The organism is Bradyrhizobium sp. CCBAU 25338 (genome assembly GCF_028128965.1).
In the GTDB taxonomy this organism is placed as follows: Bacteria; Pseudomonadota; Alphaproteobacteria; order Rhizobiales; family Xanthobacteraceae; genus Bradyrhizobium; species Bradyrhizobium liaoningense.
The window spans coordinates 395034-417196 of sequence record NZ_LFKY01000040.1 but is presented as its reverse complement, the minus strand read 5'-3'; the positions used below and the strand labels follow the sequence as shown (position 1 = coordinate 417196).

The 22163-nt window shown below is 65.1% G+C and carries 19 protein-coding genes; 7 read left to right on the top strand and 12 right to left on the bottom strand.

Going from position 1 to position 22163, the window contains the following annotated elements; translation table 11 throughout:
- Positions 1 to 125 precede the first annotated feature (125 nt).
- The 3 genes from ACM42_RS26395 to ACM42_RS26385 all read left to right on the top strand — a co-directional run bounded on the left by ACM42_RS26395 (position 126) and on the right by ACM42_RS26385 (position 2829).
- The gene (locus tag ACM42_RS26395) at positions 126 to 1202 is read left to right on the top strand and encodes a methyl-accepting chemotaxis protein (RefSeq protein ID WP_271530616.1); all 1077 of its coding nucleotides are present in this window, start codon (positions 126 to 128) and stop codon (positions 1200 to 1202) included.
- Positions 1203 to 1607: 405 nt separating this feature from the next.
- Positions 1608 to 2351 carry an SDR family oxidoreductase gene (locus tag ACM42_RS26390; protein ID WP_271530615.1) on the top strand — a complete coding sequence of 248 codons (744 nt, stop codon included), beginning with the start codon at positions 1608 to 1610 and terminating at the stop codon, positions 2349 to 2351.
- 49 nt (positions 2352 to 2400) lie between these two features.
- Complete coding sequence (locus ACM42_RS26385; protein ID WP_271530737.1) at positions 2401 to 2829, top strand: cupin domain-containing protein; 429 nt, start codon at positions 2401 to 2403, stop codon at positions 2827 to 2829.
- Between the two features lie 20 nt (positions 2830 to 2849).
- Here the strand turns inward: ACM42_RS26385 and ACM42_RS26380 are convergent, their stop codons facing one another.
- The 6 genes from ACM42_RS26380 to ACM42_RS26355 all read right to left on the bottom strand — a co-directional run bounded on the left by ACM42_RS26380 (position 2850) and on the right by ACM42_RS26355 (position 9097).
- A complete protein-coding gene (locus tag ACM42_RS26380; RefSeq protein WP_271530614.1) occupies positions 2850 to 3854 on the bottom strand; it encodes a 4-hydroxythreonine-4-phosphate dehydrogenase PdxA in 1005 nt (334 codons plus the stop codon).
- Positions 3851 to 5389: a tripartite tricarboxylate transporter permease gene (locus ACM42_RS26375; protein WP_271530613.1), complete on the bottom strand. Its 1539-nt coding sequence runs from the start codon at positions 5387 to 5389 to the stop codon at positions 3851 to 3853. Before ACM42_RS26375 ends, ACM42_RS26380 begins: the two co-directional genes overlap by 4 nt.
- 11 nt (positions 5390 to 5400) lie before the next feature.
- A complete protein-coding gene (locus ACM42_RS26370) occupies positions 5401 to 5883 on the bottom strand; it encodes a tripartite tricarboxylate transporter TctB family protein (RefSeq protein WP_271530612.1) in 483 nt (160 codons plus the stop codon).
- Between the two features lie 112 nt (positions 5884 to 5995).
- A complete protein-coding gene (locus tag ACM42_RS26365) occupies positions 5996 to 6982 on the bottom strand; it encodes a Bug family tripartite tricarboxylate transporter substrate binding protein (RefSeq protein ID WP_271530610.1) in 987 nt (328 codons plus the stop codon).
- Positions 6983 to 7032: 50 nt separating this feature from the next.
- Positions 7033 to 8292, bottom strand: a complete 1260-nt coding sequence (locus ACM42_RS26360; protein ID WP_271530609.1) for a CaiB/BaiF CoA transferase family protein — start codon at positions 8290 to 8292, stop codon at positions 7033 to 7035.
- A gap of 10 nt (positions 8293 to 8302) precedes the next feature.
- On the bottom strand, positions 8303 to 9097 hold the full coding sequence (locus ACM42_RS26355) for an enoyl-CoA hydratase/isomerase family protein (RefSeq protein ID WP_271530608.1): 795 nt from the start codon (positions 9095 to 9097) through the stop codon (positions 8303 to 8305).
- Positions 9098 to 9213: 116 nt separating this feature from the next.
- On the opposite strand from ACM42_RS26355, the gene ACM42_RS26350 reads away from it, so the two are divergent.
- The gene (locus ACM42_RS26350) at positions 9214 to 9879 is read left to right on the top strand and encodes a GntR family transcriptional regulator (RefSeq protein WP_271530607.1); all 666 of its coding nucleotides are present in this window, start codon (positions 9214 to 9216) and stop codon (positions 9877 to 9879) included.
- A 173-nt stretch (positions 9880 to 10052) separates the two neighbouring features.
- On the top strand, positions 10053 to 11024 hold the full coding sequence (locus ACM42_RS26345) for an MBL fold metallo-hydrolase (RefSeq protein WP_271530606.1): 972 nt from the start codon (positions 10053 to 10055) through the stop codon (positions 11022 to 11024).
- 51 nt (positions 11025 to 11075) lie between these two features.
- Here ACM42_RS26345 and ACM42_RS26340 read toward each other — a convergent pair whose 3' ends face one another.
- Together ACM42_RS26340 and ACM42_RS26335 are read right to left on the bottom strand one after the other, a co-directional pair.
- Positions 11076 to 14222, bottom strand: coding sequence for an efflux RND transporter permease subunit (locus ACM42_RS26340; RefSeq protein ID WP_271530605.1), 3147 nt, complete (start codon positions 14220 to 14222; stop codon positions 11076 to 11078).
- Between the two features lie 5 nt (positions 14223 to 14227).
- Entirely contained in the window at positions 14228 to 15433 is a 1206-nt protein-coding gene (locus ACM42_RS26335; protein ID WP_271530604.1) for an efflux RND transporter periplasmic adaptor subunit, read from the bottom strand.
- Between the two features lie 275 nt (positions 15434 to 15708).
- Here ACM42_RS26335 and ACM42_RS26330 point away from each other — a divergent pair, with 275 nt between their 5' ends.
- Positions 15709 to 16302, top strand: coding sequence for a TetR/AcrR family transcriptional regulator (locus tag ACM42_RS26330; protein WP_050995170.1), 594 nt, complete (start codon positions 15709 to 15711; stop codon positions 16300 to 16302).
- A 7-nt stretch (positions 16303 to 16309) separates the two neighbouring features.
- Here the strand turns inward: ACM42_RS26330 and ACM42_RS26325 are convergent, their stop codons facing one another.
- Entirely contained in the window at positions 16310 to 17038 is a 729-nt protein-coding gene (locus tag ACM42_RS26325; RefSeq protein WP_271530603.1) for a haloacid dehalogenase type II, read from the bottom strand.
- A 160-nt stretch (positions 17039 to 17198) separates the two neighbouring features.
- On the opposite strand from ACM42_RS26325, the gene ACM42_RS26320 reads away from it, so the two are divergent.
- Positions 17199 to 18395 carry a hypothetical protein gene (locus ACM42_RS26320; protein WP_271530602.1) on the top strand — a complete coding sequence of 399 codons (1197 nt, stop codon included), beginning with the start codon at positions 17199 to 17201 and terminating at the stop codon, positions 18393 to 18395.
- Between the two features lie 75 nt (positions 18396 to 18470).
- Here the strand turns inward: ACM42_RS26320 and glpX are convergent, their stop codons facing one another.
- From glpX to ACM42_RS26305, 3 genes are all read right to left on the bottom strand, one after another.
- Positions 18471 to 19472 carry a class II fructose-bisphosphatase gene (gene glpX, locus ACM42_RS26315; protein WP_239623442.1) on the bottom strand — a complete coding sequence of 334 codons (1002 nt, stop codon included), beginning with the start codon at positions 19470 to 19472 and terminating at the stop codon, positions 18471 to 18473.
- Positions 19473 to 19552: 80 nt separating this feature from the next.
- Positions 19553 to 20869 carry a homoserine dehydrogenase gene (locus ACM42_RS26310; RefSeq protein WP_271530601.1) on the bottom strand — a complete coding sequence of 439 codons (1317 nt, stop codon included), beginning with the start codon at positions 20867 to 20869 and terminating at the stop codon, positions 19553 to 19555.
- A gap of 29 nt (positions 20870 to 20898) precedes the next feature.
- On the bottom strand, positions 20899 to 22119 hold the full coding sequence (locus ACM42_RS26305) for an LL-diaminopimelate aminotransferase (protein ID WP_028177568.1): 1221 nt from the start codon (positions 22117 to 22119) through the stop codon (positions 20899 to 20901).
- Positions 22120 to 22163: the final 44 nt, after the last annotated feature.

Genomic DNA, 22163 nt, shown 5'->3' with positions numbered 1-22163 from the left:
ATTCCGCCGAACAGCAAATTAAGCAGGCGTTAGGCGGAATCTTCGAAAAAGAATCGTATTCGATCTGTAAGTCGTTGTTCCCCGTTCATTGCAGATCAGGCCTCATTGCCAAGGGAAGCTCCCCGATGTCTGCTGCGCTGGGTCTGAAAGCCAAGCCGATTGCCCCCGAAGCTACGGACGATGATTCCGACATCTCCGCGCTGATCAACCGCCTCACTGCCGAGGTCAACCAGATCGCGATCGACAAGACCAAGTCGATCCAGCAGATCACCAATCAGATGAAGATGCTGGCGCTGAACGCGCTGATCGAGAGTTCGCGCGCAGGCGCGCAAGGCGCGGGCTTTGCGGTGGTGGCGCAGGAGGTGCGCGGCGTCGGCCAGCAGGTCGAAACCATCGCCCGCGAGCTCGAAACCCAGTTGACGAAGCGCACGGGCGATCTCGTCGCCTCGATCGAGCGCATGAGCCAGCGTTCGCGCGGCGAGCGCATGGTCGACCTGTCGCTCAACGCCATCGAGCTGATCGACCGCAATCTCTATGAGCGCACCTGCGACGTGCGCTGGTGGGCGACCGATTCCGCCGTGGTCGATTGCGCGGCCTCGCCTGGCGCCGCGGCCGTTTCCCATGCCTCGCAACGCCTCGGCGTGATCCTGGGGGCTTACACGGTCTATCTCGACCTCTGGCTCTGCGATCTCGACGGCAACGTCATCGCCAACGGCCGCGCCGACCGCTTTCGCGTCGTCGGCCAGAACGTCGCCCACACCAAATGGTTTCGCGAGGCGCGGTCCTTGCGCTCCGGTGACGACTATGTCGCCGGCGACGTCGAGAACCAGCCGCTTCTCGGCAACGCGCAGGTTGCGACCTATTGCGCCAGCGTCCGCGACGGCGGCCAGGCCAATGGCGCGCCGATCGGCGTGCTCGCCATCCATTTCGACTGGGAGCCGCAGGCCCGCGCCATCGTGCAAGGAGTCCGCGTCGGCGACAGCGACAAGGCCCGCGTGCTGCTGGTCGACTCGAATTTTCGCGTGATCGCAGCCTCCGACGGCCAGGGCATCCTCAGCGAGCGCGTCTCGCTGTCGCTGGACGGCCAACGGTCCGGCTTCTATCAGGACCGCTCCGGCACGATGGTCGCCTTCCATGCGACGCCCGGCTACGAGACCTATCGGGGCCTCGGCTGGTACGGCGTGATCGTCTGCGGGGCGTGAGGCGAGAAGCGGCCGCCTCGCGAAACCGGATCGTTCTCGCCTGCCCGATCAGAATCCGCGAAAACAACCCCATGCACAGTAGCCCGAGGGTTGTTTTCATTGGTGTTTCTCGAGGGCTTCCCTGCTGTCTTGCGTCCGTCAAAACGCGCTTTGACACGTCGGGCAAAACACTGGCAATCTATGATCATCGCAGGTTGTGTTCACGGCATGAGGGACTGATCCCTTCCGATGCGATCTTGTGACATCGCAGCCCAGCTTCTGAAGCATTTTCCGGCAAGGCTCGCCCATTACAGGCAAGAGCCTGCGCCATCGCTCGCATAGAGTCGCTTCGCATCACGTCGATCGACGTGACAGCGCGAGCTCCCTTGGTTCGTCTCGCGCTCCGACATACCGAGGAGACATGCCATGAAGATCGTCGTGATCGGCGGAACCGGCTTGATCGGATCGAGGCTCGTCGCGAAGCTCAAGCAGCAGGGCCACGAGACGGTGGCAGCCTCGCCGAAATCAGGCGTGAACGCCGTGACCGGCGACGGCCTTGCTGCGGCGCTGACGAGCGCGGATGTCGTCGTCGATGTCGCCAACGCGCCGTCCTGGGAGGCGGCTGCCGTGCTCGAGTTCTTCCAGCGTTCGAGCAAGAATCTCGGCGCGGCAGAGGCCGCAGCAGACGTGAAACATCACGTGGCGCTCTCGATCGTCGGTACCGACCGCGCGCCCGACAATGCCTATTTCCGTGCCAAGCTGGCGCAGGAGACCATCATCAAGTCCGCGTCGGTCCCCTACTCGATCGTGCGCGCCACCCAGTTCTTCGAATTCCTCGGGGCCATCGCCGAAACAGGCGTGATCGACGGGAAGATCGTCGTTCCCACGGCCCAGTTTCAGCCGATCGCGGCCGACGACGTCGTCGATCGTCTCGCGGAGGTCGCGACGGGCCGGCCGCTCAACGGCACGATCGATATCGCAGGACCCGAGAAGGCCCCCTTCAATGAATTCATCGCACGGCGCCTGAAGGCATCCGGCGATGTCCGCCCAGTGGTGGGAGATCCGAAGGCCCCATATTACGGCGCCCTCATTGACGATAGATCGCTAATCCCGCTCAGCGAGGCGCGGCTGGGGAAGACGCCGCTCGCAACATGGCTCGCGAGCCTCTGAAGCTCCGCCAGACTCAATCACGATGGAAACGGCAAAGAAGGGGAATCCCATGCGCAGACTGCTGATCGCCACCGCGGTTTATGCCGCATCTTTCCTGGCGGCCCATGCAGCCGAGACCGCCGCACCCTTGGCCGCCCCCTTGGCCAAGGTCACGATCGTCTTTGACCAGGCGCTGCCAAATGTCCCCGGCAAGAGCATGAAGGGCGTGCTGGTCGAGTACGGCCCCGGAGGCTCCTCGCCGGCCCACATTCACGCGCCGTCCGCCTTCATCTATGCCACGGTCCTCGAAGGCGCGATCCGCAGTCAGGTCAATGATGGCCCGGCCAAAGTCTTTCACAAGGGAGAGAACTTCTCTGAAAGGCCCGGTGACCGCCACGCCGTCAGCGCCAATGCCAGCAACAGCGAGCCCGCGAAGCTACTGGCCGTGTTCGTGGTGGATACGACCGACAAGGAGCTGACGACGCCGATCGCGAAGTAACGCCGAACCGGTTCGTGCCGTCAGAGGCCGCGACGCGCCGTCATCTCCGCTGCGAGCAGCAGAGCAGCGCGGCTAGCACCAACCGATGCGATGCCTTGACCTGCGATGTCGTAGGCGGTGCCGTGGGCGGGTGTGCAGATCGGGAACGGAAAGCCGCCGAGCAAAGTCACGCCGCGATCGAAGCCCATCAGCTTCATCGCGATCTGGCCCTGGTCGTGATACATCGTCAGCACCGCGTCGAAGGCGCCCGCCTTGGCGCGCAAAAACACGGTATCGGCGGGAAACGGTCCCTCGGCGGCAATGCCCTCGCGCTGGCCGGCCGCGACCACCGGAGCAATCAGGTCGATCTCCTCGCGGCCGAAATTGCCGCCGTCGCCGGCATGGGGATTGAGGCCTGCGACTGCGATCCGCGGTCGCGCGAAGCCGGCATTGCGCATGCAGGAATCGGTCAGCCTGAGCGCACGGTGAATGCGCTCGCTGGACAGCTTTGCAGCAACATCCTTGAGCGGAATATGAGAGGTGACCCGTGCGTTCCAGAGCCGGTCAAGCACGTTGAATTCGCTTGCCGGCGTCTTCAGACCGACGACCTCGGCCGAGAACGCGATCTCGTCGTCGTACTCGGCACGGGCAAGGCGCATCGCCTGCTTGTTGAAGGGGGTGAAACAGACGGCATTTACATGGCCGTCGCGGCCGAGTTCGAGCGCGTGCCTGTAGTTGGCCAGCGCGAATTTTCCGCCGGCAAGAGTCGCAGTCTTCGGCTCGACCTCCCTGGGATCGAGGTGGCGGAGATCGACAAGCAACGCATCGCCTTTTGCCGCGCGAAGGTCGGCACCCTGCTCCACCGCCTCCAGTTCCGGCTCGACCCCGACAATGCGCGCGCCCTGGTCGAAGATGCGGCGGTCGCCGATGACGACGAGCCGGCAGCGGGCGCGGATGTCGTCCTGCGCCACGAGATTCGCCGTCAGCTCCGGGCTGATGCCGGCGGGATCTCCCATTGCCAATGCAATCAGCGGCTTTGCGGTCATATGATCACCTTCTCCTGGGCGATCGTGTCGGTCGTGGGGGATGCTGGCTTTCGCCAGAGACGCGCAAGCTGCAACACCAGCGGCAGCAAGAGCAGCGCGATCCCGCCCACGATCAGGCACGTCACCAGCTTGTTCGCGAAGAAGATGCCCAGCGATCCCTTGGAGAGCAGCATCGACTGCCGGAACGCATCCTCGGCCTTGTCGCCGATGACGATCGCGAGCACAAGCGGGGCCAGCGGATAGAACAGCTTCTTGAAGAGATAGCCGACGACACCGAAGCCGAGCATCATCACCACGTCGAGATAGGAGTTCGACACCGAATAGGCGCCGACGACGCAGATGATCACGATCAGCGGCGCGATCACCACGAAGGGAATCCGCATCAGGGCTGCGAAGACCGGAACGGTCAGCAACACCAGCGCGACGGCGACGATGTTGCCGACATACATCGAGGCGATCAGGCCCCAGACGAAATCCTTCTGGTCGACGAACAGCATCGGGCCTGGATTGAGGCCCCAGATCATCAGCCCGCCCATCATGACGGCTGCGGTTGCCGAGCCGGGAATGCCGAGCGAGAGCATCGGCAGCAGCGCGCTGGTCCCGGCGGCATGATCGGCCGTCTCCGGCGAGATGATGCCTTCGATCTCGCCGGTGCCGAAATGGCGGCCACGGCGCGAGAAGCGGCGGGCGATGCCATAGCTCATGAAGGAGGCCGCGGTCGGTCCGCCCGGCGTGATCCCCATCCAGCACCCGATGGCGGCGCTGCGCAGCAGGGCAACGCCATGCCACGGCAAGCGGCCGACGGCGCGGAACACCTCACGCCACTCGATCTTCGAGGACACCGCGCGGGCGTGAAATTCCTCCTCGACGGCGACCAGCAGCTCGCCGATGCCGAACAGGCCCATCACCGCAACGACGAAGCTCACGCCCTTGACCAGTTCATCCACGCCCATGGTGAGGCGCACGCTGCCGGAGACCGTGTCGATACCGATGGCGGCGATGGCAAAGCCGATCGCCAACGCCACGACCGTCTTGATCGGCGCCGCCCCACCCATGCCGACGAAGCTCGCAAAGGCGAGGAAATAGACCGCGAAATATTCCGGCGGGCCGAAGGCGAGCGCGGCCTGGGCAACCCAGGACGCGAGGAAGGTGATCAGGATGACGCCGATCAGCGCACCGAACGCCGCCGAGCCGAAGGCGGTGGCAAGTGCCGTGGTCGGCCGGCCGTCGCGTGCCATCGGATAGCCGTCGAAGGTGGTCGCAACCGACGACGGCTCACCGGGAATGTTGAACAGGATCGAGGTCACGGAGCCGCCGAACAACGCGCCCCAATACATGCTGGAGAGCAGGATGATCGCCGACACCGGCTGCATGCCGAAGGTCAGCGGCAAGAGCAGCGACACACCGTTCGGCGCGCCGAGCCCCGGCAGCACGCCGACGAGAATGCCGAGCAGCACACCGACTGCCATCAGGGCCAGATGCGGCATGGTGACCGCGATGGAAAAGCCGTGCAGGAGGTCTGCGAGATTATCCATCGGCCTCTCCGTCAGAACCCGAACGCGGCGGCGAGCGCGCCGTGCGGCAGGCTCACCTGGAACATGCGCTCGAACACGACATAGAGCGCGAGCGCCGTTGCTCCGGCCATGGCGAGCGCACGCGGCACGGATTGGTGCCTCGGGATCGCCAGCACCGCGAAGACATACAGGGCCGAGGCGACGTAGATCCCGGCGAGCGGGATCGCGGCAACGAAGATCGCAGCCGGCACGAACAGGCCGGCGAGGCGCCGCAGCTCGATGGACGTGATGGCGATGGGAACGTTTGCGAGCGTCACGGCCGGCCGCACACCTCGGACCAGATTGACGAGGCTCCCGACCACGATGATGATCCCGGTCAGGAAGGGAAATGTGCCCGCATCGACGCCCGCGCGCGACCAGCCGATGCCGTTGTCGAGGCTGGAGACAACGACGGCCACGCCGAAGCTTCCGGTGAGGACGGCGGTCGCAAGTTCAAGCGCGCGGCGGGAAATCATCGAGGGCTCCAGTCGGGCCACGTACAATGGCTATGACGCACGCATTTTCCCAGCGCTCGGTGTCGTCCCGGCGTTCGCCGGGACGACGGAGGAGTTTGAGGTGTGCCCCGCCTCACTTCACCAGCCAGCCCTGCTCGCCAGCGACCTGCTTGACGTGCTCGAGGTCCTCCTTGATGAATTTGTCGAACTCGGCACCGGTCAGGAAGGTGTCGACCTGGGAGGTCTTCTCGATGTAGTCCTTCCACTCGGGCGTCGCCTGCACCTTCTTCATGAGGTCGACATAGAACGCGGCCTGCTCCGGCGTGACCTTGCCGGGCAGCCAGACGGTGCGCGGCTGCTCATACTGCTTGATGTCGAGGCCCTGCTCGATGCAGGTCGGAACATCGCTCCAGCCCTCGCTCGCGGTGACCTTGGGGCCCTGCGGTAACCGCTTCGGGCTGAACACACAAAGTGGCCGCTGCGTGCTGCCGCGCCATTGGCCAAGACTTTCGCTGGGGTTGTTGACGTGGGAGTCGAGATGTCCGCCGGCGAGCTGCACGGCAGTCTCGGCGCCGCTCTTGAAGGGGATATAGGTCAGCTTGACCTTGCCGGCCTTCTCGATCATGCGCGTCAGCACCTCGTCGGTGTCCTTCGACTGCGCGCCGCCCATCTTGAATTCGCCCGATGCGGCCGCCTTCAGATAATCGCCCGCCGTCTTGTAGGGTGAGTCCTGCTTGACCCAGAGCAAGAACTCGTCCTGCGCCATCGCCGCGACCGGGGTGAGATCGGTGTAGTTGAAGGCGACCTTGGAGACGAGCGGCTGCTGCCAGGCGTTCGAGGTGCCGAAGATCACCTTGTAGGGATCGCCGGCGGAAGCCTTGGCGTAGACGTAGCCTTCCGCACCGCTGCCGCCGCCCTTGTTGACGACGACGATCGGCTGCTCCGTCAGCTTGTGCTTGGTGATGATGTTCTGCACCGCGCGCGCGAGATTGTCGGTCCCGCCGCCGGGCCCGGCGGTGGCCACGAACTCGATCGGCTTCTGCGGTTGCCAGGCGGCACTCGCCGGCATCGTGCCGGCGAGCACGGCCGCGGAGAGCAGAAATATTGACGTCCGACCCATGATTTCCTCCAGCTGATCTTGTCTTTTGTTCTTGTCGTCTCGACGTCCGCTCAGGCGACGCGTTCCTCGCGTCTTCCCGATGCCAGCACGATCGCGCCTTCTTTTTCGAGCGCTTCGATCTGCTTCTGGTCGAACCCGTGCTCGGCCAGCACCTCGCTCGTGTGCTCACCATAAACGGGTGCGCCTGATCGCACTTTGCCTGGGGTCTCCGAAAACTTGATCGGAAGCCCAATCGTCTTGACGGGGCCGAGCGTTGAGTGCTCGACCTCGACGACCATCTCGCGCGCCAGCGTCTGCGGATCGCTCAGCGCCTCCAGCATGTCGTGCACGGGTCCGCACGGCACGCCCTTCTCGTCCAGCGCGGCGAGCCAGTGCGCCCGGGACTTCGTGCGGAAGCGCTCGCTCAGGACGGCTTCGAGCTCCTTCAGATTCGCCATGCGGTCGGCTCCGTTGACGAAGCGCGGGTCGGAGGCAAGCTCGCTCGCGCCGAGCGCTTCCAGCATCAAGAGCCAATGCTTCTTGTTGGCGCCGCCGACGACGAGCCAGCCGTCCGAGGCTTCGAACGCCTGATACGGCGCGTTGAGCGGGTGCGCCGAGCCCATGGCGCGCGGCGCAGTGCCCGCGGCAAGCGCGATCGTCGACTGCCAATAGGTCTGCACCAGCGCGGCCTCGTAGAGCGAGGTCTCGACCCACTGCCCTTCACCCGTCCTGAGGCGATGCGTGTAGGCGGCGAGAATGCCCATGCTCGCGAGCAGGCCAGCGGTGATGTCGGACAGCGGGGGCCCGCATTTGACGGGCGGGCCATCCGGACGTTCACCGGTAAAGCTCATGATGCCGCTCATCGCTTGCGCGACCAGGTCAAAACCGCGGCGATGCTTGTAGGGGCCGGTGCGGCCGAAGCCCGACAGGGAGCAATAGATCAGCGCCGGGAATTCCGAGTGCAATGCCTCGTAACCGAAGCCGAGGCGCTCCATCGCGCCCGGTGCAAAATTCTCGACCAGCACGTCGGCACTCGCGATCAGCCGCCGCAGCACCTGCTTGCCGCCGTCGGTCTTCAGGTCCAGCACAATGCCGCGCTTGTTGCGATTCATCATCAGGAAGGAGGCCGCCTCGTCCCCGATCTTCGGCGGCACCGAATGACGGGTGTCGTCGCCGTTCGGCCATTTCTCGATCTTGATGACGTCGGCGCCCATGTCGGCCAGCATCAGGGTGCAGGTCGGTCCCGCCATGACATGGGTGAGATCGACGACCTTGAGGCCGGCCAGCGGTCCCGAGCGGCGAGAGGTGGATTGCGATCGATCGCTCTGCATCGGGGGCGTCCTATCGGCCGCGCCATTGCGGCGCGCGCTTGTTGAGGAAAGCATCGAGCCCTTCGCGAAAATCCTGGCTCGTGTAGCACATCAGGATGAGGTCTTCGCCCTCGTCCCGCGTCAGCCGTTTTTGCAGGCGCGCCACGGCCTGCTTGGTCGCATTCAGCGTCAGCGGCGCATGGCTGGCGACGAGGCGGGCCACCTCGTCGGCGCGCCGATCAAGTGCCGGGAGATCGTCGACGATTTCGCCGAGCAGCCCGACACTCGCGGCCTCCGTGGCGTCGACGAGGCGCGCGGTGAAGATGATGTCCTTGACGCGCGCGGCGCCGATGAGCGCGGTGAGACGGCCGACATTGGACATCGACAGGCAATTGCCGAGCGTCCTTGCGATGGGAAACCCGATTTTCGCGCTTCGCGTGCCGATGCGGAGATCGCAGGCCGCGGCAATGCCCGCCCCCCCGCCAGTACAGAACCCGTTGATCGCCGCGATCGTCGGCACCCGGCACTGCTCCAGCGTAGTCAGCACGCGATCGATGCGGTTCTCGTAGTCGATGGCGTCCTGGGGCGTCCTGAATTCGCGGAACTGGTTGATATCGGTGCCAGACGCAAAGGCCTTGTCGCCGGCCCCGCGCAACACCAGCACCTTGATCGCATGGTCGCGTTCGGCCTCCTCGCAGATCGCGGCAAGCCGCTCGTACATGGCGAAGGTGAAGGCATTGCGGGCCTGCGGACGGTTGAAGGTGATCCGCCCGATGCCGTCGTCGCGCTCGAAGACGAGGTCTTCTGCCTCCACCTGCCGGTCCATTTCCTCATACCTTTCTGTTTTTTACATTTTTGAATGCAAAATTTGGAATTTTCAAGCTGGAACTTGACAGTATGTGCCTGTAACTTAAGTTTTGCATTCAATTTGAGCTCAGACCCATGCTTCACGAAGAAGTCGTCGGCCGCATCCGCGCCATCCTGCTTGACGGTGAAATCCCGCCGGGTGCGCGGATTCCCGAACGCGAGTTGTGCGAGCGGCTGGAGATCTCACGCACGCCGCTGCGCGAGGCGCTCAAGGTGCTCGCCGCCGAGGGCCTGGTGCAGCTGCTGCCCCATCGCGGCTCACGCGCGGCGAAGCTGACGGACAAGGACATGCGCGACCTGTTCGAGGTCTGCCAGGGTTTGGAGGCGCTCGCCGGCGAGCTCGCCTGCGAGCGCATCACGGACGCCGAGATCGACGGGATCGCCGCCGCGCATGCGGAGATGGTGCAGCACTATCGCGAGCGTAACCTGATCCAGTACTACCGTGGCAACCGCGCCATTCACGAAGCCATCGTCGCCGCGGCCGGAAACCCTGTGCTGGCGGGGCTCTACACCTCGGTGACCGCGCGCATCCGCCGCGCGCGCTATGTCACGCCGATGACGCCGCAACGCTGGGCGCTCGCCGTGAAGGAGCACGAGGCGATCCTCAACGCACTCCAGCGGCGCGACGGCGTCGGCCTCGCCCACATCCTGCGGGCGCATCTTCGTCACAAGCGCGAAGAGGTTCTGCAGGCGGGCTTTGCCGAGACGGAAGGCAATGACCTCACGCTGAGAATTGCGTAACGCGCAATTCCGCGGTCGCATGCATCCGCCGACCAATTCTACTTGCTAGCTTGTCGTAACCGGCGCAGCATGGCTTCTGCCGACCTCCGGCCACATGGCTGATCAGGCCGGTCGCAACCGCGCGAACAATGGCGCAAGATACGCAAGACAAAAGACTAAAGCGGAGGAAACGCATGACAATCGATGTCTCTCGTCGGTCCCTGCTCGCACTCGGGGCGGGCCTTGGCGCCAGCGCCATGCTCGGCAGCAGCGCGCTGGCGCGGGCTCCCAAGCTCGGCACGCAGACGCCCTACTGGCACCGCTTCATTCTCGGCGACGCCGAGGTGACCGTCGTATCCGACGGGCCGCTGCCGCTCGGCGATCCCTCAGGGACCTTCACCGGCGTTCCCAAGGAAGAGGTCAAGAAGATGCTCGCCGACAATTTCCTGTCGCCGGACAATGTCGTGCTCGAACAGAACTCGCCGATCGTGAACACCGGCGACAAGCTGATCCTGTTCGATACCGGCATGGGCAGCTCGAAAATGTTCGGCGCCAGCACCGGGCGACAACAGAAGAGCATGACCGAGGCCGGCATCAAGCCGGGCGACATCGACGCCATCGTCTGCTCGCATGCGCATATCGATCATATCGGCGGCATCGTCGACGAAGGCGGCAAGCCGCTGTTCCCGAACGCGCAGGTCTACATCTCACAGACCGATTTCGACTTCTGGACCGACGAGGGCAAGCTCGGCAGCGCAGCCAAGGACTTCGTCGTTCACGCCCGCAAGAACCTGCTGCCGGTGCGCGACCGCATCGTGTTCTTCAAGGACGGCCAGGAATTCCTGCCCGGCGTGCAGGCGATCGCGGCACCCGGCCACACCGTCGGCCACACCATCTTCATGGTCTCTTCGGCGGGAAAATCCTTCGCCTTCCTCGGCGACCTCTCGCACCATTCGGTGCTGCTGCTGGAGCGGCCGCGGATGGAGTTCTCCTACGACACCGATCCGAAGCAGGCGGCGGACACGCGCGTCAAGCTGCTGACGATGCTTGCGGCCAACAAGACCCCGGTGATGTCCTATCACTTCGCCTGGCCCGGCTACGGCCACGTCGCCAAAGCAGGCGACGGATTCCACTACTATCCGGAACCGATGAAGATGACGCTGTAGGCCGGCAAATCAGCTCCGGGCGGCGCGAGCCGCCCGGGACCGCGATTCAGCTCATTCCGCGGGTTCCACGCGGGCGAGTGCGTTCGAGCCGGCTGCGTCCGGCCGCACGCCCGGAAACATCCGCCGAACGAGCACGAACAGCGCGGGGACGAAGAAGATTCCGAGCGCGGTTGCCGCGATCATGCCTCCGGCTACCCCGATGCCGACCGCGTTCTGGCTGGCGGAGCCGGCGCCGGTCGCGACCGCCAGCGGCAGCACGCCGAGGATGAAGGCGAGCGAGGTCATGAGGATCGGGCGCAGCCGCTGGCGCGCGGCGTGCAGCGTGGCCTCGACGAGGCTGCGGCCGGCCGCGATCTGCTCCAGGGCGAACTCGACGATCAGAATCGCGTTCTTCGAGGCGAGACCGATCGTGGTGAGCAGGCCGACCTGGAAATAGACGTCGTTGGCCTGGCCGAAGAGCGTCGCCCCGAGCAGCGCGCCGAGCACGCCGATCGGCACCGTCAGCATCACCGCGAACGGAACCGACCAGCTCTCGTAGAGCGCGGCGAGGCTGAGGAAGACGATCAGCAGCGAGATCGAATACAGATACAGCGTCTGGCTGCCGGTCAGCCGCTCCTGGAACGACAAACCGGTCCATTCGTGGGCGAAACCCTTGGGAAGCTTCGCCATCTGCTCCTCGACCGCCTGCATGGCGACGCCCGAGCTGATGCCCTGCCCCGCCTGTCCCATGAGCTCGACGGCGGCGACGCCGTTGTAGCGCTCGAGGCGCGGCGAACCAAAGCTCCAGCGATTGGTGGCGAGCGCCGAGAATGGCACCATCGAGCCCGCGGCGTTGCGCACGTACCAGCGGCCGATGTCGCTGGTGTCCATGCGGAACGGCGCATCGCTCTGGACATAGACCTGCTTGACGCGGCCGCGGTCGATGAAGTCGTTGACATAGGCGCCGCCCCACGCCGCCGACAACGTGGTGTTGAGATCGCTCAGGCTCACGCCGAGCGCCGTCGCCTTGGCCTGGTCGACGTCGAGATTGAATTGCGGCGTGTCGTCCTGTCCGTTCGGCCGCGCCTGCGCCACGCGCTTGTCCGCCGCGAGCCCGCCGAGAAGCTGGTTGCGCGCCTCGATCAGCGCCTCATGACCGTTCCCGCCGGTGTCCTGGAGATAGACGTCGAAGCCACCGGCATTGCCGAAGCCGGGGATTGGCGGTGGCAGCACGGCGAACACCATCGCATCGCGAATCCCGGCAAACGCACCCATGGCGCGGCCCACCACGGCCTGCGCCGAGGCCCCCGCATGCTTGCGCTCGTCGAACGGTTTCAGGCTGACGAAGGCAAGACCAACGTTCTGCCCCTGGCCGGCGAAGCTGTATCCACTGATCGCGAACACGCCTTGCACGGCGTCTTTTTCGTTGTCGAGGTACTGGTGCTCGACCTGCTTGATGACGTCCAGCGTGCGCGTCGCGGTGGCGCCGACCGGAAGCTGGATCAGGGTCATGATCGAGCCCTGGTCCTCCTCGGGCAGGAACGAGCTCGGCAGCCGCTGGAACAGGACGACCATGGCGGCGACGATCGCCGCGAACGCGATCAGGACGCCGGCGACACGCTTGATCGCGCCGGCCGCTCCGCGCTGGTAGCCATCGGCCATGCGGTCGAAGCCGCGGTTGAACACGCCGAAGAAGCCGCGCCGGGCGCCGTGTTCCTTCGGCGGCCTCAGGATGGTGGCGCACAGCGCCGGCGTCAGCACCAGCGCCACCAGAACGGAGAGCAGCATCGCCGTGACGATGGTCAGCGCGAATTGCCGATAGATGATCCCGACCGAGCCGTTGAAGAACGCCATCGGGATGAACACGGCCGACAGCACGACGCCGATCCCGACCAGCGCGCCGGTGATCTCGCGCATGGACTTCTCGGTTGCCTCGCGCGGGGAAAGATGCTCCTCCGCCATCACGCGCTCGACGTTCTCGACCACGACGATGGCGTCGTCGACCAGCAGGCCGATCGCGAGCACCATCGCGAACATCGTCAGCGTGTTGATGGAATAGCCAGCCAGCGCGAGCACGCCGAACGTCCCGAGCAGCACCACCGGCACGGCGATGGTCGGAATGATGGTGGCGCGCCAGCTCTGCAGGAACACGAACATCACGACGAAGACGAGCGCGATCGCCTCGAACAGCGTATGGATCACCTTCTCGATCGACAGTTTCACGAACGGCGTGGTGTCGTAGGGATAGATGACGCGCAGCCCCTCCGGCATGGCGGCCGTGAGCTGGGCGATGCGCGCCTTCACCGCTTCCGAGGTTGAGACCGCATTGGCACCGGTTGCAAGGCTGATGCCCATGCCGGCGGCCGGCTTGCCGTTGTAGCGCGCGCTGGAATCGTAGGATTTCGAGCCGAGCTCGATGCGCGCAACGTCGCCGATACGGACGGTCTGGCCCGTCGTGGCGGTGCGCAGGATGATGTCCTTGAACTGCTCGACCGTCTGCAGGCGGCTCTGCGAGGTGATGGTGGCATTGAGCTGCTGGCCACCGACGGCCGGAAGACCGCCAAGCTGCCCGGACGTCACCTGGGTGTTCTGGGTCTGGATCGCCGCCGTGACGTCGCCCGGCATCAGATTGTATTTGGCGAGCTTGTCGGGATCGAGCCAGATCCGCATCGCGTATTCGGCGCCGAACAGCTGCACCTGGCCGACACCGGCGACGCGGCTGATCGGGTCGTTGATCGAGGACGCAACGTAATCGGCGATGTCGCTGGCACTGAGCCGGCCGTCATCGGAGACGAAGCCGAGCACCATCAGGAAGCTCGACGACGACTTCACGACCTTGATGCCCTGCTGCTGCACCACCTGCGGCAGCAAGGGTGTGGCGAGTTGGAGCTTGTTCTGCACCTGCACCTGGGCGATGTCCGCGTTGGCATCGTTGGTGAAGGTCAGCGAAATCGACACGGCGCCGGTCGAGGTGCTTGACGACGACATGTACTGGAGATTGTCGAGGCCGGTCATGTTCTGCTCGATGACCTTGGTCACCGAGTTCTCGGCCGTCTGGGCGTTGGCGCCGGGATAGGTCGCGCTGATCGTGACGACGGTCGGCGCGATCTGCGGGTATTGCGCGATCGGCAGGCGCATGATCGCGAGCACGCCGCCCAGCATGACCAGGATGGCGATGACCCAGGCGAAGATCGGCCGCTTGATGAAGAAATGCGACATGACGATTACCGCTCCGTTGTCGCGGCTGCCGGCTGCGCCTCGGCCTGCCGGATCGGGCTCACCGTGAGGCCGGTCGCCCGGTCCACCGTGACTTCGACGGTCTTGACCGGCGCGCCGGGAAGCGCCTTCTGCGTTCCCTCGACGACCAGGCGATCGCCGGCCTTGGCGCCGGCGCGAACGAGCCAGTTGCCCTCGACCGCCTCTCCGAGGTCCAGCGTCCGCTGCTCGATCTTGCCGTCCCTGTCGACGAACATCGCCACCGCCTGCCCCAGCGGATTGCGCGAGACCGCCCGCTGCGGCACCAGGATCGCGGCCGCGTCGACGCCGGCGACGATGCGTGCGCGTACATACATGCCGGGAAGCAGCAGCCGGTCGGGATTGGCGAAGATCGCGCGCGATGACACCGAGCCGGTGCTCTCGTTGACGCTCGTATCGGTGAAGCCATACTTGCCCTTGTGGCCGTAGACCTTGCCGCTCTCCATCAGGAGTTCGACCTGCACGCCCCCGGCCGGACGTCTGAGCTGGCCGCTGGCGATCTCGCTCCGCAGGCGCTCCATCTCGGAGGTCGACTGGTCGAGATCGACATAGACCGGATCCAGCTGCTGGATCGTCGTCATCGCGGTGGATTGGCTCGCGGTGACGAGCGCGCCGGGCGTGATGGTCGACTTGCCGATCCGGCCCGAGATCGACGCGGTGACCCTGGTGCGGTCGAGCGAGATCGCCGCGGTGTCGCGGTTGGCCTGCGCCGCATGCAGATCGGCCTCGCCCTGCTTGTAGGCGGCGACGGCGTCGTCGACGTCCTGCTGGCTGGCCGCATTGGTCTGCAGCAGCTGGGTCTTGCGCGCGGCCTTCAAGCGCACGCTGACGAGCGTCGCCTCCGCCCGCTGCACCGAAGCCTCGGCGCTCGCCAGCGCGGCCTTGTACTGCACCGGATCGATCTCATAGAGAAGATCGCCCTCCTTCACCTCGGCGCCTTCCACGAAGTCGCGCTTGAGCAGAATGCCCGTGACCTGCGGCCGGACCTCCGAAACCTGGTAGGCGACGACGCGCCCCGGCAGGACGGTCGATATCTCCGCCTCCTGCGGCTTCAGCGTCATCACGCCGACCTCCGGCGCCATCTGTCGCGCGGCAGGCATCTGTCCCTGCTCTCCGCAGGCCGTGAGCGACAGCAGAGCGATCAAGGGAACGATTTGGACGATCTGGGCACGCATGAACGATCCATCGGTGAAGTTACGCCGCCTCGACGAGGTCGCGGACGGAAACAATCGGAAACCTTTCAGTTTCCATCTGGACACTTGGTAGTTTCCAAACCCGAAGTCAAGTGCTAGACTGCCCGCAGATTTGCGTTCAAGCAGTCGTGAAGCGGCTCACATTCGGCGGCAGGTTTGACATGGCGAGAGGATCCGGCGGCCACAGGCCCATCGAGGGCAGCCCGCCCCCAGCGCGAAGCAAGCGGGATCGCGACCGCCCCGCCCCGGACGCGCGCATGACGCAATTGCTGGCGGCGGCAAAGGACACTTTCACCCGCAAGGGGTTTGCCGCGACGACGATGGACGACATCGCCGGCGCCGCCGGGATGTCGAAGAAAACGCTCTACAAACTTTTCGAGAGCAAGACCGAGCTGTTCCGCGCCATGCTGCTGGGCAGCCTGCCCGATACCGATTTCGCAGACGCTCCTTGGGAGGGATCACCGACGAGCCGGCTTCGGAATACCCTGAGAGAGGCCGCGGACGTGGCGCTGACGCCCGGCGAGATCGCGCTGCAACGCCTGATCATTGGCGAACGCCAGGCCTCGCCTGCACTCGGTCGCATGTTCGCGGAGATCATCATCGACGCCGGCACGGAACACGTCGTCGACCTGCTCAAGTCGGTTCGTCTGCAGCCTCGTTTCGAGGCCGTGCCGCTCCGCCTCATCGCCGAGATGCTGTTCGGCATGGTGTTCGGCCATGATCATTTCAGGCTGCTGACCGACACCGGATTCAGGCTCAACCGCCGCGTCGTGGACCGACGGATCGACCTTGCGATCGCAACCTTCTGCGCGCCCGACGACAAGGCCGACGAACTGCCTCGCCCGGGTTGAGCGACGATCAGCAGCCGAGCCTATCGGCGATCCCGCCAAAATCCTTTGCGACGATGTCCCAGTTGCCTGTCGCCTCGAAGTCGACCTTCTGCAACGGCCCGTACTCGGTCGGCCGCGCCACGAACGCCGTCTTCAATCCGTTCTTCTGCGCGGCGGCGAGATCGCCATTGTGGGCGGCGACCATCATCACCTCCTCCGGCTCGAGGCAAAGCAGGCGCGCGGCACCGAGATAGGTTTCCGGATCGGGCTTGTAGTGCTCGAACAGCTCGGCCGACAGGATGAGGTCCCACGGCAGCCCTGCAAACTTCGCCATGTTGGTGAGCAGCGCGACATTGCCGTTCGACAGCGGCGCGATGACGAATTTCGACTTCAGCCGCGTGAGGCCGGCGACGCTGTCCGGCCAGGGATGCAGGCGATGCCAGCCCTTGGTGAGGTAATCGAGATCGGCGTCCGTGAGGCCCGGAATCGCGAACTTCTCGACCAGCTTCTCCAGCGAGCGGCGATGCAGATCATCCAGCATGACATAGCCGCGCTCGGGATGCTGGCGCACGTCGTCCATCGAGGCCATGTACATGCCGCGCCAGCCGTCGACGAGCGCGGTCCAATCAGCGGTGATGCCGCGCTGCTTGCTCCACCACATGAAGTCGGTGATCAGGCTGGTGCGCCAGTCCACCACGGTGCCGAACACGTCGAAGACAAGGGCTTTGACGACGGAGAGATCGGATGTCGGCGTCATGTTTCGCTCCGCGGATTTCCTGCGCCCGGTTGGCTCCAGTCGAGATCGAGGGCTTTAAAGCATGATCCTTTCCATGCAACAATAGCGGTTGTCCGCCATCGAGTTCGTCCGCGACGAGCAATGTCATGCCTCAACCGGTTGGGGTCCGTATGCATCTGCCATGACAACCATCCCTCTCGCATACATTTTGCTCGAGGATGCCCGCCTCCCGGACGAGGAGACGTTGATCCGGACATTGCGCGCTCGTCATCCCGACTTGCGGTGGAGCCGCAGCACGGTCGCACCAAGCGACGGCGCCGACGGTCCGATGTTCATCCGTGTCGGCGATCATCTCATGACGATCCGGATGATGCCGGCGCCCATACCTTTCGATCAGCAACTGTGGCAACGGGCCTCCTGGCTGTGGCCGGAAGCGTTCCACGCCGCCGGCCGCCATCGTGCGCACCTCATCGTCTCGCCGATGGGCCCTGCCGAAAGCAACGCTGGAGTGAAGGCGCTGGGGTTTGCCGAGAATGCGCGCCTCGCGACGGCCTTTGTGGGGGCCGTGGTCGCGGCACTGCCTGGTGTCGTCGCCGTCGTCTGGCTGGGAAACGTCGGCCGTTCGCCCGAGATGTGGCTGGAGCAGTCACGCAGCGCGTTTGCCCCTTATCCAGATCAACCGTTCGCATTGTGGATGGAGATCGTCCCCTACCGTTCGGGCAAGACCATAGGAGCCTATACGGTCGGACTGTCCGCGTTCACTGGACGAGAGATTGAGTTCGAGGTCGATGGGCTCGATCAACACACCGTCACCGTCCGTGTCGCCCAGCTGTCGGCATACCTGATCGGAAACGGCCCAGACGACGGACCCAAGAGCGGCGCGGTGTTCGAGGCCGACTCCGAAATCGATCATCGCGTCGCGGTGCTCCATCGCAACTCGCGCTTCAACATCGGGCCGGTCATCTCATTCTCATCCCTTGATGATCGATCGGGGAGAATTAGGACCTACCCTATTATCCCCCCCGCTATCGCCCGGAATCATCCACTGCTCGTCATGCTGGGCAAGGTCGGGCTTTTCGATCCTGCAAAGGCAGAGAACCAAATCAGGCTCAGGCCGGATCACTACCAAACAGAGGTCCGCCTCGAGGCCTTCGATCAAGGCCTCTCACGGGCGCTGTCCGGCATGATGTCAACCGACATCTATGCCGAGGCCGACACGAACGCGCGCCGTGCGCTCGCGAACGGAGACATAGCGTCCGCGAGGTCCATTCTCCAGCCCTGGGCCGAGGAAGTCGGCGAGCTTCAGCTGACCGCCAAGCTTGGCCTCACCTTGTGCGACGCGTTTCTGTTCATGCCCGCGCCGCTCCGCAGCCTGTAGCTGACAGACAATGGATCAAGTCCGCGGCGGACGTCCGACCGGAGCAGCCGAACGATCGCGCGGACGGTCGCGACATCAATCCAGATGGAACTTCGCCAGTTCGCGGTGCTCGGCCTTGATGTAGCGCACGGTGCCGGTGACGGAACGCATCACCACCGTCTCGGTCTCGATCACGCCGTCCTTGCGGAACTTCACGCCCGACAGCAGCGAGCCCGTGGTGACGCCGGTGGCGGCGAACAGGCAGTCGCCGCGCGCCATGTCCTCGATGCCGTAGATCATCTTGGGGTCGTTGACGCCCATCTTGGCGGCGCGCTCGCGCTTCTCCTCGGAGTCGAGGATGAGGCGGCACTGCATCTGGCCGCCGATGCAGCGCAGCGCCACGGCGGCCAGCACGCCTTCCGGCGCGCCGCCTGTGCCGAGATACATGTCGACGCCGGTGTTATCAGGGTCGGCGCAGTGGATCACGCCGGCGACGTCGCCGTCGGTGATCAGGCGCACGGCGGCGCCGGTCGAGCGCACGCCCGCGATGATGTCGGCATGGCGCGGACGATCGAGCACGAGCACCGTGATGCCTTCCGGCTTGACCCCCTTGGCCTTGGCGAGGCGGCGGACATTGTCGGCAGGGCTGGCATCGAGATCGACGACGCCCTTGTCGTAACCGGGACCGATCGCGAGCTTCTGCATGTAGACGTCGGGGGCGTGCAGCAGCGTGCCGCCGTCAGCCATCGCCATGGTGGCGATCGAGCCCGGCATGTTCTTGGCGCACAGCGTGGTGCCTTCGAGCGGGTCGACCGCGATGTCGACCTCGGGTCCGGTCTTGAGGCCAACCTCCTCGCCGATATAGAGCATCGGCGCCTCGTCGCGCTCGCCCTCGCCGATCACGATGGTGCCCTGGATCGGCAGCTTGTTGAGCTCGCGCCGCATGGCGTCGACGGCGGCCTGGTCGGCCGCTTTCTCGTTGCCGTGCCCGCGCAGCCGCGCCGAGGACACCGCCGCCCTCTCCGTCACCCGCACGATCTCCAGCGTCAGAATGCGCTCGAGCAAGGCGTGCGGGGGGACTTCAATATGGGTCGACATCGGCTCACTCCTTCGAAACGTTTGGGCCGGAAATCTCCGTCCGCATCAACTCGTAACACCCACAGTTCGTTCGAACCGTGTCAGTTCTTCTCAATCCTGATGACCTGCGGCCGCCCGCTGATCACCTTGTCCTTCTGCACGGCGGCGAGCGCACGGCGTACGGCATCCTCGTGTGTGGCATAGGTGATCAGGATGACGGGCACCGGGACCGCCTTGCCGTCAGCGGGCGCAGCGCCGCCATTGGGATGACGCTGCACGATCGACTCGATCGAAATCTTCTGCTCGGCCAGTCGCGTCGCGATTGCGGCCGCAGTGCCGGGGAAGTCGCGCGCCAGCAGACGGATGTAATAGCCGCCCTCGTGCCGCTCCATCGGCGCCTTCTTGGTGTCGCGAAGCTGCGAGATCGGCCGGCCGAACGGATTGGCGCGGATGCCGCGCGCAACGTCGGCGATGTCGGCGACGACGGCGGATGCGGTCGCAGCCCCCCCGGCGCCGGGACCGACCAGCGTGATCGGAGAAATGCCCTCGCCGTCGATCGTGACCGCATTGGTGACGCCCATCACCTGTGCGATCGAGGATGATTTCGGCACCATGGTCGGATGCACGCGTTGCTCGATGCCCTTGGCGGTGCGGACCGCAACGCCGAGCAGCTTGACGCGGTAGCCGAGATCGGCCGCCGCCCGAAGATCTTCCGGCGCGATGGATGAGATGCCTTCGACATACACGGCACTTTGAGCAACTTTCGTGCCGAAGGCGAGGCTGGCGAGAATGGCGAGCTTCTGCGCGGTGTCATGGCCGTCGACGTCGAAGGACGGATCGGCCTCGGCATAGCCGAGCCGCTGCGCGTCCTTGAGGCATTCGGCGAAGGAAAGCCCCTCCTGCTCCATCCGGGTCAGGATGTAGTTGCAGGTGCCGTTGAGGATGCCGTAAACGCGGTTGATGCCGGTTCCGGCGAGGCCTTCGCGCAACGTCTTGATGACGGGGATCGCCGCGCCGACCGCTGCCTCGAAATTCAGCGCGCCGCCGTGCTTTTCAGCCGCCTTGGCGAGCTTGAGGCCGTGCCTGGCCAGCAGCGCCTTGTTGGCGGTGACGACCGATTTGCCGGCGTTCAGCGCGGCTTCCACCGCCGACAGCGCCGGATCGCCGGCGCCGCCCATCAGTTCGACGAAGCAGTCGACCTCGGGATGGGTGGCCAGCGCCATCGGATCCCTGGCCCATTCGACGCCGCGCAGGTCGATGCCGCGCTTCTTCGCCTTCGAGCGCGCCGTGACGGCGACGACACGGATGCCGCGGCCGCTGCGGCCCGCGAGCACGCGCGCCTGCGTTTCGATCAAACGGACAACTTCGGCGCCCACGGTGCCGAGCCCCGCTATGCCCACTTTCAGGGGTGCAACCATGATGTCTTAGAAAACCTGCCGAAGAGAGCTCAACGCCGATTGGCGAGCGGAACGACGTTGTGCAACGTTTCGATGCCGCTTTCAAGGAAGCGGCGCACGCCGCGCGCGGCCTGCCTGATCCGTTGCTCGTTTTCCACCATGGCGATGCGGACATATCCTTCACCATGCTCGCCGAAGCCGACGCCGGGCGAGACCGCAACGCCGGATTTCTCCACCAACAGGGTCGCGAACTGCATGCTGCCGACGCTGCGGAAGGCTTCCGGCAGCGGCACCCAGGCGAACATCGAGGCCTCCGGCGCCGGGATTTCCCAGCCGGCGCGCCCGAACGATTCCACCAGCGCGTCGCGGCGCTTGCGGTAGGTGTCGCGCATCTCCTTGATGCAATCGTCCGGACCGTTCAGCGCGGCGGTCGCGGCGACCTGGACCGGCGTGAACGCGCCGTAGTCGAGGTATGATTTGACGCGGGCGAGCGCCGCGATCACGCGCTCATTGCCGACCGCAAAGCCCATGCGCCAGCCGGCCATCGAATACGTCTTCGACATCGAGGTGAATTCGACGGTGACGTCCATCGCGCCGGGCACCTGGAGCACCGACGGCGGCGGGTTGTTCTCGTCGAAATAGACCTCGGCATAAGCGAGATCGGACAGGATCAGGATCTCGTGCTTCTTCGCGAAGGCGACGAGGTCCTTGTAGAAATCGAGGCTCGCGACATAGGCGGTCGGGTTCGAGGGATAGCAGACGACCAGCGCCAGCGGCTTCGGAATCGAATGCACGATCGCCCGCTCCGCCGCCTCGAAGAATTGCGGCGTCGGCTCGGACGGCACCGAGCGGATCACACCGCCCGCCATCAAGAAGCCGAAGGCATGAATCGGATAGCTCGGATTCGGACAGAGGATGACGTCGCCGGGCGCGGTGATCGCCTGCGCCACATTGGCAAAGCCTTCCTTCGAACCCAGCGTCGCCACCACCTGGGTTTCAGGATTGAGCTTCACGCCGAAACGGCGGGCGTAGTAGCCGGCCTGGGCCCTGCGCAGTCCGGGAATGCCGCGGGAGGCCGAGTAGCGGTCGGTGCGCGGCTTGCCCAGCGTCTCCTTCAGCTTCTCCAGCACATGCGCCGGCGCCGGCAGATCCGGATTGCCCATGCCGAGGTCGATGATGTCGGCGCCGGCATTCCGCGCGGCTGCCTTGGCCCGGTTGACCTGTTCGAACACGTAAGGCGGCAGGCGACGGATGCGGTAAAATTCTTCCATGGCTCTCCAGGGCTCCGGGCAACCGGTCAGGACAGAATCGACAG

Coding starts and splice junctions, on each gene's coding strand:
- ACM42_RS26335 (WP_271530604.1), bottom strand. CDS start 15,433: ATGCGTGCCCAGATCGTCCAAATCGTTCCCTTGATCGCTCTGCTGTCG.
- glpX (WP_239623442.1), bottom strand. CDS start 19,472: ATGTCGACCCATATTGAAGTCCCCCCGCACGCCTTGCTCGAGCGCATT.
- ACM42_RS26345 (WP_271530606.1), top strand. CDS start 10,053: ATGACAATCGATGTCTCTCGTCGGTCCCTGCTCGCACTCGGGGCGGGC.
- ACM42_RS26320 (WP_271530602.1), top strand. CDS start 17,199: ATGACAACCATCCCTCTCGCATACATTTTGCTCGAGGATGCCCGCCTC.
- ACM42_RS26360 (WP_271530609.1), bottom strand. CDS start 8,292: ATGCAGAGCGATCGATCGCAATCCACCTCTCGCCGCTCGGGACCGCTG.
- ACM42_RS26310 (WP_271530601.1), bottom strand. CDS start 20,869: ATGGTTGCACCCCTGAAAGTGGGCATAGCGGGGCTCGGCACCGTGGGC.
- ACM42_RS26370 (WP_271530612.1), bottom strand. CDS start 5,883: ATGATTTCCCGCCGCGCGCTTGAACTTGCGACCGCCGTCCTCACCGGA.
- ACM42_RS26355 (WP_271530608.1), bottom strand. CDS start 9,097: ATGGACCGGCAGGTGGAGGCAGAAGACCTCGTCTTCGAGCGCGACGAC.
- ACM42_RS26350 (WP_271530607.1), top strand. CDS start 9,214: ATGCTTCACGAAGAAGTCGTCGGCCGCATCCGCGCCATCCTGCTTGAC.
- ACM42_RS26385 (WP_271530737.1), top strand. CDS start 2,401: ATGCGCAGACTGCTGATCGCCACCGCGGTTTATGCCGCATCTTTCCTG.
- ACM42_RS26390 (WP_271530615.1), top strand. CDS start 1,608: ATGAAGATCGTCGTGATCGGCGGAACCGGCTTGATCGGATCGAGGCTC.
- ACM42_RS26365 (WP_271530610.1), bottom strand. CDS start 6,982: ATGGGTCGGACGTCAATATTTCTGCTCTCCGCGGCCGTGCTCGCCGGC.
- ACM42_RS26340 (WP_271530605.1), bottom strand. CDS start 14,222: ATGTCGCATTTCTTCATCAAGCGGCCGATCTTCGCCTGGGTCATCGCC.
- ACM42_RS26375 (WP_271530613.1), bottom strand. CDS start 5,389: ATGGATAATCTCGCAGACCTCCTGCACGGCTTTTCCATCGCGGTCACC.
- ACM42_RS26380 (WP_271530614.1), bottom strand. CDS start 3,854: ATGACCGCAAAGCCGCTGATTGCATTGGCAATGGGAGATCCCGCCGGC.
- ACM42_RS26325 (WP_271530603.1), bottom strand. CDS start 17,038: ATGACGCCGACATCCGATCTCTCCGTCGTCAAAGCCCTTGTCTTCGAC.
- ACM42_RS26395 (WP_271530616.1), top strand. CDS start 126: ATGTCTGCTGCGCTGGGTCTGAAAGCCAAGCCGATTGCCCCCGAAGCT.
- ACM42_RS26330 (WP_050995170.1), top strand. CDS start 15,709: ATGACGCAATTGCTGGCGGCGGCAAAGGACACTTTCACCCGCAAGGGG.
- ACM42_RS26305 (WP_028177568.1), bottom strand. CDS start 22,119: ATGGAAGAATTTTACCGCATCCGTCGCCTGCCGCCTTACGTGTTCGAA.